Consider the following 15,303-nt stretch of genomic DNA (forward strand, 5'->3'; position numbering starts at 1 on the left):
GTCACCTCTTCCTAATCAATATCGCGGTTGAAGTATTTGTATTGAACAGCCGAGATTAAAGCAATAATCAAGGCTAGCACAACACCCCATGCAGAGGCTTGGCCAAAGGATTGCTGCTTAATCCCCATCTCGTAGACTTGGTACATGATGGTGCTTGTTGCATAGTTAGGACCACCAGAAGTCATCAATTGGATTAAGGCAAAGATTTGGAAACTGTTGATGGTGGTTGTCACCACGATATAAAGGGTCGTTGGCATAATCAAAGGCCAAATAATATTTTTGAAGATGGTCCAGTTGTTGGCACCGTCAATCTTTGCAGACTCGAGCAGTTCCACAGGAACGTTCCCTAAAGCTGCAATATAGAGAATAATTGGCTGACCAATACTGGTCGTAATCAGAACGGCAATGACTGCATAAATAGCAGTAGAGGCATTCCCTAACCATTGGACATTCCCTTCAATGACATGCATGGATTTAAGAATATAGTTGAGAATCCCAAAGTCAGGGTTATAAATCCACAACCATACCACTGTAATCGAAACAACTGAGGATACAGCTGGCAAGTAGAAAACGCCACGGAAGAAGCTCCGTACATGTGCTGATTTGTTATAGATGTTGATGGCGATGAAGAGTGATAGGACTACTACGATTGGCACTGCAATCGCTACGATAAAAATAGTGTTACTTAAGGACTTGATAAAAGTCTGATCGCCTAAGAGCTTAGTGTAGTTGTCTAAGCCTACAAAGCTAACTCTACGCCCTCTATACTTGAGCAAGGACATGTAAATCCCGCGTAACATTGGATAGAGTACGAAAGTCAGGAAGAAGGCCATAGCAGGTGCAATGAAAAGATAGGCGCTAAAGTCATACTTTCTTCTTAATTTGGCTAACATAGAGATCTCCTTTCGAGAGAATAATTCATAATAAAAGGGACAAATCGGCTACCCTAGGTCGCGATCACTATAAACGACTACTCCCAAACTCCCGCTAGTCCAAAATATTGGGCGCTTGGGAGTAGGATGTTTATATTAGTCGCACGCGAGAACCTGGTCCGGGTAGCGCTAGATTTGTCCCAGTAAATCAAGCACTCTCTGAATTCAGATTATAGTGTGGCTTATTTTGCTTCTTCGTAGGTTGCTTGCGCTTGTTCTACGTAGCTGTCCACTAATTCTTTTACATCACCTTGGCCAGACAATACCCCTTGGAGCATTGGGAACCAAAGTGGACGCATTTTAGCGTAACCTGGAATGGTGTTGTAGTAAGCACCGAAGTGATCTGACAAACCTTCAGCAAATTTCAGCTCTTCGTTGTCATAGAGGCCTTTCACGCCTTTTTGAGCAGAGAAGTTACCAGTTGCTTTCAAGGTGCGAGTTCCCCATTCTGGGTCGTTGATCATGAAGTCTACAAATTTTTGAGCGGCTTCAATCTTCTTGTCGTCACCGTTATCGAAAACTGCAGGACCAGCTACTAAGTATTCATACTTAGGTGATTTGTTAGCATTAGGGAATGGTAAGAAGCGAACATTTAAATCTTCTACTGATTTCCATTGTGCGTAAAGACCTGGACTTGCTAAGATGCTTAATGGAGACTTACCAGACTTGAAGTATTCCAAAGCATCCTTTGCTTCTAAGGCTGCGCCTTGGCCAATAATGCCTTTAGGTGCTTGTTCGCGAATCCATTGAAGGGCTTTTACCCCATTTTCATCATTGATAGTGTATTTATTTACTTCATCGTTCGTAATCCAAGAACCGTATAGGTTAGATACAAAGGCACGTGGACCTTGGTCACCAGCTGCAGACTTAGCGTAAACCACGGTTGGAATTAGATCTTTGTCTTTCTCATGAACTGCTTCTAAGAATTTTTGGAATTCTTCAGGAGTCCAGTTACGGCCTTCTTTTTCGAATGGCAAGAGGTCTGTCACACCTAACTTGTCAGTCAACTTAGTGTTAACTGCCATCAAGAATGGTGCAATCCCTTGTGGATAGAGATACAATTCGTCTTCGAAGGAGCTAGCCTTAACAGCTGATTCATTTAATTTTGAAGTGTCAACGTCTTTGAATGGTGCCAAATAACCCTTGCTTGCCCAGTCGATGACACGACCTGGTGCATCATAGATTACGTCAGGGTTGGTCTTAGATTGGATAGCTGTTTCAATTTTAGCTGGACCGTCTGTGAAGTCGATCTTTTGATATTCAACTTTGATGCCTGGGTTCTTAGCTTCAAAGGCTTTGATCAAGGCTGCATCGTATTCTTCAGAAGTCTTGAATTCTGAGTCACTGGTAAAGTTAGGGAAGTTCCAGTATTTAATGGTTACTGTCTCTTCAGCACGCACATCGGATGGTACCGCTGTCACAACTGTGTTTAATAAAATTCCACAAGATAAGGCAGCTGCAAAAACTTTTGATAATTTCATGTTGATTCCCCCATTTGTAATTTTTGGTTGATAGATGTAATTTCTTGAATCGTCTTCTGCATATTTTGACTGAAGACAGGATTTTCTAGCATCATTAGCGTTATGGCGTCGATGAGAAAGAAAATCGGTAACTGAGTATTGACGAAAAACTCACTATTAACAAACCGGCTATTGTGTACCAGAAGGGTCTCATCGGCCAACTTAGCCAAACTACTTCCCTTCATGCTAGTTATAGCTACCAAAATGGCGCCATTTTGCTTGGCATTGCCTAAAGCATCAATCACATCCTTTGTTTCACCAGAATTACTAATGGCAATTACCACGTCACTAGAACGTGTCACCGTACTGGAGATAATCATCATATGCGAGTCCGTCTCACTCGTTGCTGGCAGGCCCATACGTGACAGGCGAATAGCCAATTCCCGAGCCGTTAGCCCTGAGGACCCCATCCCATAAACCATGATTCGGTTGGCTTGAGAGAGGACTTGAATTAGCTGGCGGAGCTGATATTCTGATTGTAATTCTGATGTTCGTTGAATGATACGGTTATAGAATTCGCTAACCGTATCGAACATATCATGATTTTGGTGATTGCTTGCCGACTCCCCTTCACTGGCTTGCAGTTGAATTTTCAAATCAACAAAGCTCTCACAACCTACTTTACGACAAAAGCGTGTAATGGTTGCGGCTGAAACACCTGTTTCTTTGGCCATCTCGCTAATGGTAATGTTAGTAAAGTAGGGACTTTCTTGCATAATATAGGTTGCAAGGAGCTGTTCCTTTGGTGATAGATGAACGAAGTTGGCTTCAATTCGCTCTAATACTCCCATGGGATCACATCCTTATTGAGTTAGCTTAATGAGTTGAGATAGCGCACCTAACATCCCAGCATCGTTACCTGACTGGGCTGGTCGAATCTCTGTTGTGAGGAAGCGAGGATCAATCACACGTTGGTCCAAGATTGCCATTAGACGTGGCATAATGAGATCAGCACGTGCTAGAATTCCTCCCCCTAGGACAAGGACTTCTGGATTCAGTAGATAAATCGCTGATAAAAGTCCGGTGGCTAAATGATTTAGAAATTGGTCGAGTACTTGGCTTAAGACTGGATCTCCAGTTGCTTCCAAGCGGTCAAAGAAGGCTTCCCCACTGAGATTTTCACCTGTCGCTTGAGCCGCCTGTTCTAACAACGCAGTTGTTGAGGCTAATTCCTGAAAGGCTGCTTTGCCAATAGGCAAGTAGCCAACCTCTCCGGCCATGTCGCTCACACCGGTTAGCAGTTGTCCATCTAAAACAATGGCTCCCCCTACACCTGTACCAATCGTAAAACATATCATGGACTTAGGTGGCTGGCCTGTTCGACTGGCTTGCCAGTATTCACCCAAACAAGCTGCGTTCACATCATTTACCACATAGCAAGGCAGACCAGTGAGCGCTTCCACTTCAGCTTTCAGTGGCGTCCCCGTATAACCTGGGATAGTGGGCCCTGCAAATCGTATAGACCCGTCACGAGAATCAACCACTCCAGCAGTTGAAATCGCCACGCCCGATAGGCTTTCCTGGGATTGAACCTGCTTTGTAATCGAAAGAACTTGTTGCAATATCTGGTTAGAATACTGGTCAACGCTGGTTTTGACCTTCTGAGTCTGGCCTAGCGCTTCCCCCTTTTCATTGAAGAGACCATATTTAATGAAGGTCCCGCCAATATCAAAGCACAAGTAATTCATCCAATTTGTCACCTCTCTTTCTGTCTTTCAACTGATCACGCTTTCATTATACACCAAAGAAAATATTTTTCAAGTGTTTTTATGAAGAAAATTATTTTCATGATTGATTTTCTATTAGCTTCATTTTTAATCCTTGCTTCTATGGCATTTACATGAAAGCGTCATCTATTTTTCATTGATTTACACCTTTCCTTCTAGCTATTTTATCTTCCTTTCCAAAATCAGACGATCAGACAAGCTATTGTAAGATTTAAATGCACATAAAAAGACTAGGAAAGACTCCTAGCCTCATCTACCTTATAAGCCTAAACGACTCAAGAAATATGGCATTTGCACGCGCCACCATGGCCAGTCATGTGCTACATCGCCACCCCACTCGTCGAACCAAGCAGGTACTCCCTTCATTTCTAAGGCTTCTTTCACCTTATAGAAGGATGGTAAACCATCATGCTCCCAAGGCCCATGCCCGGTACAGACAATAATATTGGATTGACGGTATTGATCAAGGAACCAAGGATCATGTTGGTTGAAGACATAATCACTTGGCGAATTAGAATAGATTGCCTCATCATCGCCATATTCCCCTACAAAGAAACGTGCATCATAGACCCCACTTAAGGCAATCACCCCGCGGAAAACATCTGGATGTTGGAGGAAGAAGTTGAGCGCATGGTAGGCCCCCATACTGCAACCCGTCGTCATCATTGGATCAAACCAGCCCGTCTTATGCTTAATAAAAGGAATAGCTTCGCTAATGACATAACGCTCATAAGCCCGATGCATTTCTGCACGATCGTGTGGGTTTTTCCAGTCGGCCAACCAACTTTCACTGTCAACACTAGCTAAGGTGAAAAATTGGACGCGACCTGCTTCAATAGAGTCTCGACAGGCATCAATCATGCCAAAGTCGGCATATTCATTATGGGTTCCGCCAGATGACGGGAAGACCACAATCGGTAGTCCGGCATGACCATAACGATTGAGAGGCATTTCGCGATTGAGTTGACCACTCCAGTGACTTAACCATTCTACGTGCATTTATTATTGTCCTCCTTGTTTCTTGTGTACATATTGACTTACTTCTTCCACTTCTTCTTGGGTATCCGCAAGAACAACTAGAAACTCATTCCCCATAATGGCTGAAAAAGCATCTGGCAAGCGATCAACCATTTTGACACGGTCACCGTATCTTGCCCGAATCTCATCAACATTGTGCGCGTATGATAACTCATCACGGCGTGAGATGCCCACCCCATAATGTCGATCATAGCTTGGTGTTTCTTCTAACCTTCTAGTTACGATATCGGCATAGATAGCGTAGAGGTCACAACCATAAGCATAGTTATAGAGATCGATTGTATAGCCTCCAGCTAAGCGGTTATTATATTCGATGGCTACATAGTCTCCCTTTTTACGACGGAAGAATTCGATATGGAAGAAGCGTTCCTTCATCCCAAAGGCCTTAACTGCTGCCTGGCCGTATTCAGCCAACTTAGGCTCTACATCCTTTTGGACAATGTTGGTGTAATCACACTGGCCCTCAATCAGTTCTAAGGTTGGCAAGGAATAAACAAAACTTGTTGAAAAAACAATCTTGCCATTTTCATCAACTAAACCGTCAAATGTACAGAGCTCCGCATCCAAGACATAAGGTTCCACAAAATAAGGTACGGATTGGTCCCACTCGGACAAGAAAGTTGCGACATCTTCTTTGGTCTCAAGTCTATAGGTTGCTGCCGTCCCTACCCCACGGTCAGGTTTCGCTACTGCAGGCAGGCCGGTCTCTTTCAAGGCTTTATTGAGCTGACTCTCATTCTTGATTAGATAACCTGGCACCACTGGAACGCCAGCTTTCTCAAATAATTTCTTCATTTTTGACTTGTACTTGGTTTTTTCTAAATCACGAGGCTTAACCCCAGGTACGTTGAATTGCTCACGTAAGGCAGCATCTAACTCTAACCAGTACTCATTGTTAGATTCCAAGCGATCAATTGGGCCGTGTTTATAAATTAAGAAGGCTACTGCACGCTTCACTTCATCAAGGTTTTCCATATCATCAACACGGTAATATTCAGTGAGGTTTTCACGTAATTCTGGTGAGAGCCAGTCATAGGGCTCTGTTCCAATCCCCAAGACATTCACACCACGCTCTTTGAGTCGAATCGCGAAATTCTGGAGGTTTTTAGGGAAATGGGGGGACATCATCAAGTAATTCATAGTTTCACCTCAACATAATCATTAAATATAAATTAGAATATCATGTATTTTAAATGAATACAAGTACTAAAGTAAGAAAAGGCCAATTTCTTACTCCAAATGTTCGTAACGCGTAACAAATGGCACAATAAAAGGCTAGGAAATTCCTCCCTAGCCATTCTTACTTATTTAGTACCAAAAATACGGTCACCCGCATCTCCAAGCCCTGGCAAGATATAGCCGTGCTCATTGAGACGTTCATCTAGCGCCGCCATATAGATATCCACATCTGGATGCGCCGCCTGTAAAGCTGCCACCCCTTCTGGTGCAGCAACTAAACAAGAAAAGGTGATATTTTCTGGCTTGACGCCATACTTTTTCATCAGAAGGTCTAGCGCAGCAATCGCTGAACCACCTGTCGCTAACATTGGATCCACAACAAAGACGCGACGTTCTTGAATATCTTGCGGCAACTTAGCAAAGTACTCAATTGGCTCTAAGGTTTCGTGGTCACGATAGAGACCAATATGCCCCACACGTGCAGCAGGCACTAAGTCCAAAATCCCGTCGACCATCCCCAAGCCTGCTCTCAGGATTGGGATAATCGCCATTTTCTTACCAGCAATCCGCTTCTGAGTGGTCTCAACCAATGGCGTCTCGATGACCACATCTTCTACTGGTAAATCCCGTGTAATCTCATAGGCCATCAGCATAGAAATTTCATTGGTGACTTCGCGGAAGGCCTTGGTAGAAGTGTTTTTATCACGAATAATGGTTAGTTTGTGCTGAATTAGCGGGTGATTAATTACGACGCATTTTGCCATCTTAGTCTCTCCTTTTCTGAGTCAATCAAATTAAGCTTGATAAAGTGGTAAGCCAGCAACGAGATCTTTGACTTCTTGGCGAATAGCTAGCAATTGGTCGTCAGAAGCTGTTAAAGTCTTGAGAATCAGACGGGCAACAGTTTGAGCTTGTGCTTCTTTCATGCCGCGCGTCGTAATAGCAGATGTCCCAATTCGAATACCACTTGGATCAATGAAGGAACGGCTGTCGTTAGGAATCGAATTCTTGTTAACGGTAATCCCTACCTGATCCAAACGCTCTTGGGCTTCTTTCCCTGTCACGCCTAGTGGTGTCACATCAAGATTGAAGAGGTGGTTATCCGTCCCACCAGACACAACCCGTAGAGGGCTGTCTAAGAAAACCTCTACCATGGCTTGAGCATTCTTAATCACCTGCGCTGCATAAGTCTTGAAACTTGGTTGCAAGGCTTCCAAGAGTGCAACAGCCTTAGCTGCTACCACATGCTCCAACGGTCCCCCTTGGATACCTGGGAAGATGGCCATATTGAGTTGTTTAGCATACTGGGCCTTAGCTAAAATCAAGCCACCACGAGGACCTCGCAAAGTTTTATGGGTAGTCGTTGTTACCACATCAGCATAAGGTACTGGATTAGGATGGAGACCTGCTGCTACTAAACCAGCGATGTGCGCCATATCCACGAAGTAGATAGCCCCTACTTTCTTAGCAATTTGACCAATACGTTCAAAGTCGATAGTCCGAGAATAGGCAGATGCTCCTGCAATAATCATCTTAGGTTTGATAGCTTCAGCTTGGGCTTCCAGTGCCTGATAATCAATCAATTCAGTGGCGGGGTCTACCCCATAAGCATGCATTTCATAAGACTGGCCGGAGAAATTGACGGGTGAACCATGTGTTAAGTGGCCACCTTGTGATAGGTCCATACCCAAGACACGATCGCCTACATTAAGGAAAGCCCGATAAACAGCAAGGTTGGCAGATGAACCAGAGTGGGGTTGGACATTGGCATATTCAGCACCAAAAAGTTCTTTAGCCCGATCTATCGCCGCTTGTTCAATGACGTCAATGTATTCACAGCCACCATAATAGCGTCGACCTGGATAACCTTCGGCGTACTTGTTGGTTAAGACACTCCCTTGTGCCTTAAGGACTGCAGGTGATACAAAGTTTTCTGAGGCAATCAATTCAATTCCTTCTAATTGTCGCCGTTCTTCACGTTCAATAGTATCAAAAACCAAGGCATCATGTAATCTCTCAGTCATAGGTAACCTCCTTCTTGGTTGACTCCCGCCAACCTATGTTCTGCTTCCTATTATAACATACTTGTGGCTGCTTTGTTCAATCGATTCATATAGGCATGATATTTTTCTGAATCTAAGGTTGCCTGTGCTAAAATCCAATCACAGCCACTTGCTTCTAAGGCCCGTAAACCGGCATATAGTTGACGCGTCGCACTGACCGCATCATGAGGCTGACCTAAGGAATAAGTTGCAACAACTGGACTCTGATGACCCAAGGCCTGAATGATTGAATCATCCGCCAATAGCCCGACTTTCCCACCCTTGGCCACTAGCTTAGCCCGAAGTCTAGCTCTATCTTCAGTAGCCTCAAACAAATAAACTTCTTGTTTAGGGCTATAATGGCGATACTTAACGCCTGGTGATTGGAGATGAGGGGCAGCTAATTGCTCTGCTACTGAGAATTCTTGAACATTTGGGCATACTTGAGCCAACATGGACTGAGTGATTGCACCCGGGCGGAGAATTACCAATCGGTCAGCCATAGGTCGGACTACTGTCGATTCAACTCCAATTTGGGCTTGATCCGTATCGCCAGCCACTACGCCCGCAATCAGGCCATCAAAGTCTTGCATGACATGATCGACACTTGTAGGGCTAGGTTTACCTGATAAATTGGCACTCGGACCAACTAAAGGCGTCCCTACTAAGTCAATTAGGCGTAAGGCCGACTGTTGATTTGGCATGCGGAAAGCAACTGTATCTTGTCCATTATTGACATTGGCAGGAAAAACACCAGGCTTAACAGGCAGAATAATGGTTAAAGGGCCTGGCCAAAAGCGCTCCATTAGCTCTTTGGCTAATTCAGGAACCTCTGCCGCATAGTCCAAGACTTGTTGGGCATCCTTAACATGAACAATGAGTGGATTATCGCTAGGACGACCTTTAGCTTGAAAGACCTTAGCCACAGCCTGCTCTTTAGTTGCGATAGCACCTAACCCATAGACTGTCTCGGTGGGAAAGGCGACTAGCTCGCCTCTTCTTAAGAGAGCGGCTGCTTCATCTAATTCTCCTAAACGAAATTTCTTGGTCAACATCTTAGGAGGTCATCTCCTTTCATTCATTAATCTCTACTTGGACATAGCGGTCTCGGCCATTCAAATCCTGATGGCAACTAACCTTGGCTTGTGGGAAGGCTTGACGAAATATATCCACGACCGCCTGCCCTTGTCGGAAACCAATCTCTAGAATCAAGCAAGCAATTGGTTTGAGATAGGGCCCAATTTGCTTAGCCAGTTGGCGATAGAAAGCCAAGCCCCCTTGCTCAGCAAACAAGGCCATAGACGGCTCATAGCGTTTAACCGACTCATCCATTAAATCTAATTCTGTCTCACTAATATAAGGAGGATTGGATATCACTAAATCATAGGTTCGATCTTGAGGCAAGCCTTGACAGATATCCGTCACCAGCCAGTCAATAGTGGCCTGAAGACTTTTGCCATTTTCTTTGGCAATAGCTAAGGCTTCAGGCGATAAATCGCCCGCGGTCAATTGAAGTTGTGGATGGCGCAAAGCTAAACTAATGGCTAGAATACCAGATCCCGTCCCTAAATCCAGAGCTTGGCTAGCATTAGGATGCTTTTCTAACCAAGAGGCTGCTAAATCTAAGATACCTGCCGTATCTTCCCGTGGAATTAAGACGGCTGGTGTCACCTTAAAACGGCGACCATCAAAGTCTTCATAACCCAGAATATACTGCAAGGGCTCATGCGTCACCAGGCGTTCTAAAACCTCTTGAAAAGTCTCATAGTCTTCCTGGTTAGGAACCTGATGAAGCTGCCTTACCAAGTCCGTTAAAGTCCAATCAAAGACCCGTAGCCAATAAGACTGGGCTAGGTTGCCATCAAACCCTCTTTCTTCCAAAAAAACTGAAGCACTCTTGAGTACTTCAGCCAGGCTTGCATTAGATTTGAGGGCCATTGAGCTCCTCCAATTTTTGGGTTTGGTCAAACAGAACTAACCCGTCGATAATTTCATCTAATTTCCCCGACATAATGGCATCGAGTTGTTGAATGGTTAAACCAATGCGGTGGTCAGTTACCCGGTTTTGTGGGTAGTTATAGGTCCGAATTCGTTCAGAACGGTCACCTGTACCAACAGCTAATTTACGGTTGGAGTCATATTCTGCTTGAGCTTCTGATTGGAGCATGTCATAGACACGAGCGCGCAAGACTTTCATGGCCTTCTCCCGGTTCTTAAGCTGGCTCCGCTCATCTTGCATCGCAACGACCACCCCAGTTGGCAAGTGAGTCAAGCGAACCGCTGAAGCAGTCTTGTTGACGTGCTGACCGCCGGCCCCACTAGCATGGTAGATATCTACCCGGATGTCGGCATCCTTAAGGTCTAAGTCGACTTCTTCTGCCTCAGGCATCACGACTACAGTGGCGGTAGAGGTATGTACACGACCTTGAGATTCAGTTTCCGGCACCCGTTGCACACGGTGAGCCCCGTTTTCGAATTTAAGCTTGCTATAAACCTTATGGCCGGTAATCATGAGGCTGACTTCCTTATAGCCTCCGATACCGGTAATATTAGCATCTAAGACTTCAACCTTCCAACCTTGACTGTCAGCGTATCGCGTATACATATTGAGTAGGTCACCGGCAAAGAGTTGGGCTTCGTCCCCGCCCGCTGCACCACGGATTTCCATGATAATGTTTTTGCCATCATTTGGATCTTCAGGCAACATCATGACTTTAATTTCTTCTTCTAGACGAGGTTTTTCAGCCTTTAATTCTGCCAATTCCATTTTAGCCAATTCAGCCATATCAGCGTCTAAGCCTTCACCTAGCATCTCTTCAGTATCTTTAATTTCTTGTTGGACCTGCTTGTAGCGTTTGATCTTTGCTACCTTAGGGCTCAGGTCAGCTTCTTCAATAGTCAGTTCCCGCAAACGTTTGGAGTCCGAGATGACTTCTGGGTCACTGAGTAATTCGTGTAATTCCTCAAAACGAAAAATGAGGGCATCCAATTGTTCAAACATAGTGGTCTCCTTTACTTAATTAATCCGGGATTCTTGTAACAGCGACGGCAAACGGGGTAGTAAGACTCGTTGCCCCCGATTTGAATTTGTTCACCTTCATAAACAGGCTTGCCATCTGAAATCCGCAAATTCATTATGGCCTTGCGGTGGCAGAACCAACAGATGGTTTTAATTTCTTCAATCTTATCAGCGTAGAGCAAGAGATATTTTGACCCTTCAAAAAGTTCGTTGGTGAAGTCATTTTTAAGGCCAAAGCACATGACTGGAATATCAAGTTCATCCACTACTCGCGCTAGCTGTAAAATGTGTTCTTTGCTGAGAAATTGCGATTCGTCAATTAAGATGCAGTAACGCTTAGGCGTCAAATCCTTAATGGTCTCAAATAGGTCCATGTCCTCTGTAATAGGCGTGGCTTGGCGTTGGAACCCTGCCCGACTATTGACAATTCCTACATCAACTCGCGTATCAATGGCACTGGTAAAAAGTTCAACCGGTTTATTTTGTTCTTCGTAGTTATGGGCCACCTTAATAATCTCAATCGATTTCCCACTATTCATGGCGCCATACTTAAAATAAAACTGTGCCACACTAAGCATCCTTTCTTGGGTATTTTTAAGCGCAAATTTCACTGTCCCAACTAGTAATGATAAGGGAAAAAAGCTCAATAGTCAATCAAAGAATCAGCAAAGCTAGCTAGCTCAACCCATCTGAAATTCTATCCTTCTGAACCTATAATTTTTCCATAACAAAAAGGCAGGAACTTGAGTTCCTGCCCCTTAATCCTGATTATTTAACTGGTACTTTTTGAATCCAGCCTTCTGGAGCTTCAACATCTCCGTATTGGATGCCCACTAATTCATCATAAAGACGTTTAGTGATTGGCCCCACTTCTGTTTCAGAATGGAAGACATACTTCTTATCGCCAACTGTGATTGAGCCAACTGGGCTGATAACGGCAGCCGTACCACAAGCGCCAGCTTCTACGTATTGATCTAATTGATCAACATACACATCGCCTTCTTCTACTTCCAAGCCCAAGCGTTCTTTGGCTAAGTATAAGAGCGAATACTTGGTAATAGATGGCAAGATAGAAGGAGATAATGGCGTAACGAATTTGTTATCCTTAGTAATCCCGAAGAAGTTAGCTGCCCCAACTTCCTCAATCTTAGTCTTGGTTGCTGGGTCCAAATAGATGGCATCAGTATATCCATCTAATTTAGCCTTCTTACCTGGATAGAGGCTGGCAGCATAGTTACCTGCTACCTTAGCAGCCCCTGTCCCTTGTGGCGCTGCACGGTCATAATCCGATACAACAAAGTTACTTGGCGTTAATCCACCCTTGAAGTAGGCGCCTACAGGAGATACATAAATTCCGAAGAGGTATTCATCTGCAGGTGAAACCCCAATTGATGCACCCAAGCCGATGAGGAAAGGACGGATATAAAGTGTCGCACCTGATTCATAAGGCGGCACCCAATCCGCATTGGCTGCTACCACTTCTTTAACTGCTTCAACAAACCAATCTTCTGGGTAGGCTGGCATCAAGAGACGCTCAGCAGAACGACGCATCCGTGCCGCATTTTGATCAACGCGGAAAAGGTTAATTTCACCAGATTTGGTGCGGTAAGCCTTCAAACCTTCAAAACATGTTTGACCATAGTGTAAAACGTTAGCCGCTTCACTCATGGTAATGGTGGCATCTTCTGTAATGCCGCCCTTTTCCCAAGCACCATTGCGGTAGTAAGCCCGATAACGTTTGCCCGTATCAGTATAGCCAAAACCTAAGTTATTCCAATCCATTTGTTCTGGTGTTGTCATTGTCTATTCCTCCAATATAATAATGAGATTAGTTAGAACCTTTGAATACGAAAATTTCTTCATCATAGAGTTTCAAGACTTTGGTGAAGAGGAAGTGAACTAGGAAAGTTACCACTGCTGGCACAGCCACCCAGATGAGGAGCATGAGCAAGAAGTTATTTCCTAAACTTGGTAAGGAAGCGATTGGGCCAACCAAACCAACTAAACCGAAACCAGAGGTTTGTGGTGTCCCTGTCAAGTTAAAGACAGGAACCAAAACAGCTGTAATAGCTGAAGATAAGAGCAGCCCGGCTGACATAATTGGATGAGTCAGATAGTTAGGCATCATCATTTTCATAGCCCCCAAAGCAATCGCTGTTGGAACACCTGGCTTATTCTTCTTATGAGTTGCCCAGACTAAGTATAGAGCCGTAGTCCCGACCCCCATGGAAGCTGCCCCAGCTGATAGGCCAGTCAAGGAAATAGCTAAGCCGATTGCGACGGTTGAAATTGGGGTTAAGATTAAGATAGCAAAAGACATACAAATTAAGATACTCATTACGAATGGTTGATATTGTACGAAGGTTTCAATTACGTGACCAATCGTATCTGTCACTTGTTTAACATATGGAAGGAGCTTGTAACCAAGTAAACCGACTCCGGAACCTACCACAATTGGTAAGAGGATAATTTCTAAGGCACCAAAATGGTGGCCCACTAATTGGATGACAGCTACCGCAAGAGCTGCCGTTACCATAGCATTAATCAAATCTCCTGTCCCGGCAAGTTGGAAGATTTGGCCTGTCTTGTCACCGATGGTTGCTTCAACCGCTTTCCAAGCGCCAGACCCGATAAAGGTAGCCCCACCGACCGCAATCATCTGCATTGGTTTCATATTGAATTGATGTGCAATCAAGAACCCGGCCATAACAGGAATGAAGAACTGGAAGATGGTAATAATATTTAAGTAGTCCACTAAATATGGCTTAATAGCAGGGTAATTGCTCTGAAGGGCTGTGAGCGCCGCCTTCAAGACTGCATTAGGAATCAAAGCTACTACGATAGCAATGGCTGTCCCATTCAATACATTGTTTATAAAATTATAGGCAGACGATTTGGTCTTTTCATTCGTCATAGAGATACCTCTTTTCTTTTTAGGATGCCATAATTTTAACGTATTTCTAATCTTATTGCAAGGTAGTTTTTCATTTTTCTGAAAATAATCCTTAGAAGGACAAACACAGAATTCAAAGCTAGTAAATTGTTATCACGAACTTCTCATTTAATCACCTACATCCTGAGATTGTGTTTGTGAAATTTCTTCAGAGATCCGCCATCACCTCTTACTTAAGGCACAAGAAAAGAGACTAGGCAACTAGTCTCTTTTTAATCCTTTAGGCTTTAGACGCCTTCTTAGCTTCATGATTGGCAATAGCCAATGCCACCAAATGTTTTGCTAAACCTTCATTCCGTACTAGAAGCGGGCCGTGGAAATAGCTACCATAAGTATTGCGATAGTGCATACCCTCGGTTTTGTCTTGGCCATTGTTTCCATGACCGGTCACTACGCGACCAAGCGGTGCTTGATTGGGACCCAGCGTGGTCACCCCATTATGATTTTCAAAGCCATAATAAGTCACTTGATTGACTTCATCATAGATTTCAATATCCCCGATGAAGCGAGTGCCTTCTTGGCGTTCTGTCTTATGTGGAAAAATACCTAGGCATTCAATTTTCTGCCCTTCTGCTGTCATATAGTATTGACCCAAAAATTGGAAGCCACCACAAATGGCAAGCAAGACGCCATCTGATTCAATATAACGCGCTAATTCGTCCTTTAGACGGCCAATATCGCGCGCAATAATGCCTTGCTCGTAATCCTGCCCACCACCAATAAAGACAATATCATAGTCATCCGCCTTAAAGTCATCACCTAAACTAACCAAATCGGTTTCTACTCGGTAGCCGGCTTGTTTGGCATGGTATTGCAGCATGAGGAGATTACCATTATCTCCATAGGTATTCAAGAGATTGCCATAGAGATGGCAGATTCGTAAAGTTTTCATT

General features: G+C 44.1%; 15 protein-coding genes. All 15 read right to left on the reverse strand.

Going from position 1 to position 15,303, the window contains the following annotated elements; all coding sequences use genetic code 11:
* Positions 1-11 precede the first annotated feature (11 nt).
* Complete coding sequence (locus GCWU000182_RS02115) at positions 12-893, reverse strand: carbohydrate ABC transporter permease (protein WP_023391089.1); 882 nt, start codon at positions 891-893, stop codon at positions 12-14.
* A 221-nt stretch (positions 894-1,114) separates the two neighbouring features.
* The gene (locus tag GCWU000182_RS02120) at positions 1,115-2,413 is read right to left on the reverse strand and encodes an ABC transporter substrate-binding protein (RefSeq protein WP_023391090.1); all 1,299 of its coding nucleotides are present in this window, start codon (positions 2,411-2,413) and stop codon (positions 1,115-1,117) included.
* The gene (locus GCWU000182_RS02125) at positions 2,410-3,243 is read right to left on the reverse strand and encodes a MurR/RpiR family transcriptional regulator (RefSeq protein ID WP_023391091.1); all 834 of its coding nucleotides are present in this window, start codon (positions 3,241-3,243) and stop codon (positions 2,410-2,412) included. Before GCWU000182_RS02125 ends, GCWU000182_RS02120 begins: the two co-directional genes overlap by 4 nt.
* A gap of 12 nt (positions 3,244-3,255) precedes the next feature.
* Complete coding sequence (locus GCWU000182_RS02130; RefSeq protein WP_023391092.1) at positions 3,256-4,140, reverse strand: ROK family protein; 885 nt, start codon at positions 4,138-4,140, stop codon at positions 3,256-3,258.
* A 297-nt stretch (positions 4,141-4,437) separates the two neighbouring features.
* On the reverse strand, positions 4,438-5,178 hold the full coding sequence (locus tag GCWU000182_RS02135; RefSeq protein WP_023391093.1) for an esterase family protein: 741 nt from the start codon (positions 5,176-5,178) through the stop codon (positions 4,438-4,440).
* Positions 5,179-5,181: 3 nt separating this feature from the next.
* A complete protein-coding gene (locus GCWU000182_RS02140) occupies positions 5,182-6,357 on the reverse strand; it encodes an ATP-grasp domain-containing protein (RefSeq protein ID WP_023391094.1) in 1,176 nt (391 codons plus the stop codon).
* 164 nt (positions 6,358-6,521) lie between these two features.
* Positions 6,522-7,160, reverse strand: a complete 639-nt coding sequence (gene upp / locus GCWU000182_RS02145) for a uracil phosphoribosyltransferase (RefSeq protein WP_023391095.1) — start codon at positions 7,158-7,160, stop codon at positions 6,522-6,524.
* Positions 7,161-7,190: 30 nt separating this feature from the next.
* On the reverse strand, positions 7,191-8,420 hold the full coding sequence (locus GCWU000182_RS02150) for a serine hydroxymethyltransferase (RefSeq protein ID WP_023391096.1): 1,230 nt from the start codon (positions 8,418-8,420) through the stop codon (positions 7,191-7,193).
* A 50-nt stretch (positions 8,421-8,470) separates the two neighbouring features.
* Positions 8,471-9,493, reverse strand: a complete 1,023-nt coding sequence (locus GCWU000182_RS02155) for an L-threonylcarbamoyladenylate synthase (protein ID WP_023391097.1) — start codon at positions 9,491-9,493, stop codon at positions 8,471-8,473.
* 19 nt (positions 9,494-9,512) lie between these two features.
* The gene (gene prmC, locus GCWU000182_RS02160) at positions 9,513-10,376 is read right to left on the reverse strand and encodes a peptide chain release factor N(5)-glutamine methyltransferase (RefSeq protein ID WP_023391098.1); all 864 of its coding nucleotides are present in this window, start codon (positions 10,374-10,376) and stop codon (positions 9,513-9,515) included.
* Positions 10,360-11,439, reverse strand: a complete 1,080-nt coding sequence (gene prfA, locus GCWU000182_RS02165) for a peptide chain release factor 1 (protein WP_023391099.1) — start codon at positions 11,437-11,439, stop codon at positions 10,360-10,362. Before prfA ends, prmC begins: the two co-directional genes overlap by 17 nt.
* Before the next feature lie 11 nt (positions 11,440-11,450).
* Positions 11,451-12,026: a thymidine kinase gene (locus GCWU000182_RS02170; RefSeq protein ID WP_035363922.1), complete on the reverse strand. Its 576-nt coding sequence runs from the start codon at positions 12,024-12,026 to the stop codon at positions 11,451-11,453.
* A gap of 199 nt (positions 12,027-12,225) precedes the next feature.
* A complete protein-coding gene (locus tag GCWU000182_RS02175; protein ID WP_023391101.1) occupies positions 12,226-13,257 on the reverse strand; it encodes a branched-chain amino acid aminotransferase in 1,032 nt (343 codons plus the stop codon).
* Between the two features lie 28 nt (positions 13,258-13,285).
* Positions 13,286-14,377: a PTS transporter subunit IIC gene (locus GCWU000182_RS02180; protein ID WP_035363925.1), complete on the reverse strand. Its 1,092-nt coding sequence runs from the start codon at positions 14,375-14,377 to the stop codon at positions 13,286-13,288.
* A 253-nt stretch (positions 14,378-14,630) separates the two neighbouring features.
* Positions 14,631-15,302 (reverse strand): type 1 glutamine amidotransferase, encoded by a 672-nt coding sequence (locus GCWU000182_RS02185; protein WP_023391103.1) that lies wholly within the window; start codon positions 15,300-15,302, stop codon positions 14,631-14,633.
* Position 15,303: the final 1 nt, after the last annotated feature.

The organism is Abiotrophia defectiva ATCC 49176, assembly GCF_000160075.2.
In the GTDB taxonomy this organism is placed as follows: Bacteria; Bacillota; Bacilli; order Lactobacillales; family Aerococcaceae; genus Abiotrophia; species Abiotrophia defectiva.

Excerpts from the sequence above, each read along its gene's own strand:
- GCWU000182_RS02115 (WP_023391089.1), bottom strand. The coding sequence starts at position 893 with ATGTTAGCCAAATTAAGAAGAAAGTATGACTTTAGCGCCTATCTTTTC.
- GCWU000182_RS02120 (WP_023391090.1), bottom strand. The coding sequence starts at position 2,413 with ATGAAATTATCAAAAGTTTTTGCAGCTGCCTTATCTTGTGGAATTTTA.
- GCWU000182_RS02125 (WP_023391091.1), bottom strand. The coding sequence starts at position 3,243 with ATGGGAGTATTAGAGCGAATTGAAGCCAACTTCGTTCATCTATCACCA.
- GCWU000182_RS02130 (WP_023391092.1), bottom strand. The coding sequence starts at position 4,140 with ATGAATTACTTGTGCTTTGATATTGGCGGGACCTTCATTAAATATGGT.
- GCWU000182_RS02135 (WP_023391093.1), bottom strand. The coding sequence starts at position 5,178 with ATGCACGTAGAATGGTTAAGTCACTGGAGTGGTCAACTCAATCGCGAA.
- GCWU000182_RS02140 (WP_023391094.1), bottom strand. The coding sequence starts at position 6,357 with ATGAATTACTTGATGATGTCCCCCCATTTCCCTAAAAACCTCCAGAAT.
- upp (WP_023391095.1), bottom strand. The coding sequence starts at position 7,160 with ATGGCAAAATGCGTCGTAATTAATCACCCGCTAATTCAGCACAAACTA.
- GCWU000182_RS02150 (WP_023391096.1), bottom strand. The coding sequence starts at position 8,420 with ATGACTGAGAGATTACATGATGCCTTGGTTTTTGATACTATTGAACGT.
- GCWU000182_RS02155 (WP_023391097.1), bottom strand. The coding sequence starts at position 9,493 with ATGTTGACCAAGAAATTTCGTTTAGGAGAATTAGATGAAGCAGCCGCT.
- prmC (WP_023391098.1), bottom strand. The coding sequence starts at position 10,376 with ATGGCCCTCAAATCTAATGCAAGCCTGGCTGAAGTACTCAAGAGTGCT.
- prfA (WP_023391099.1), bottom strand. The coding sequence starts at position 11,439 with ATGTTTGAACAATTGGATGCCCTCATTTTTCGTTTTGAGGAATTACAC.
- GCWU000182_RS02175 (WP_023391101.1), bottom strand. The coding sequence starts at position 13,257 with ATGACAACACCAGAACAAATGGATTGGAATAACTTAGGTTTTGGCTAT.
- GCWU000182_RS02185 (WP_023391103.1), bottom strand. The coding sequence starts at position 15,302 with ATGAAAACTTTACGAATCTGCCATCTCTATGGCAATCTCTTGAATACC.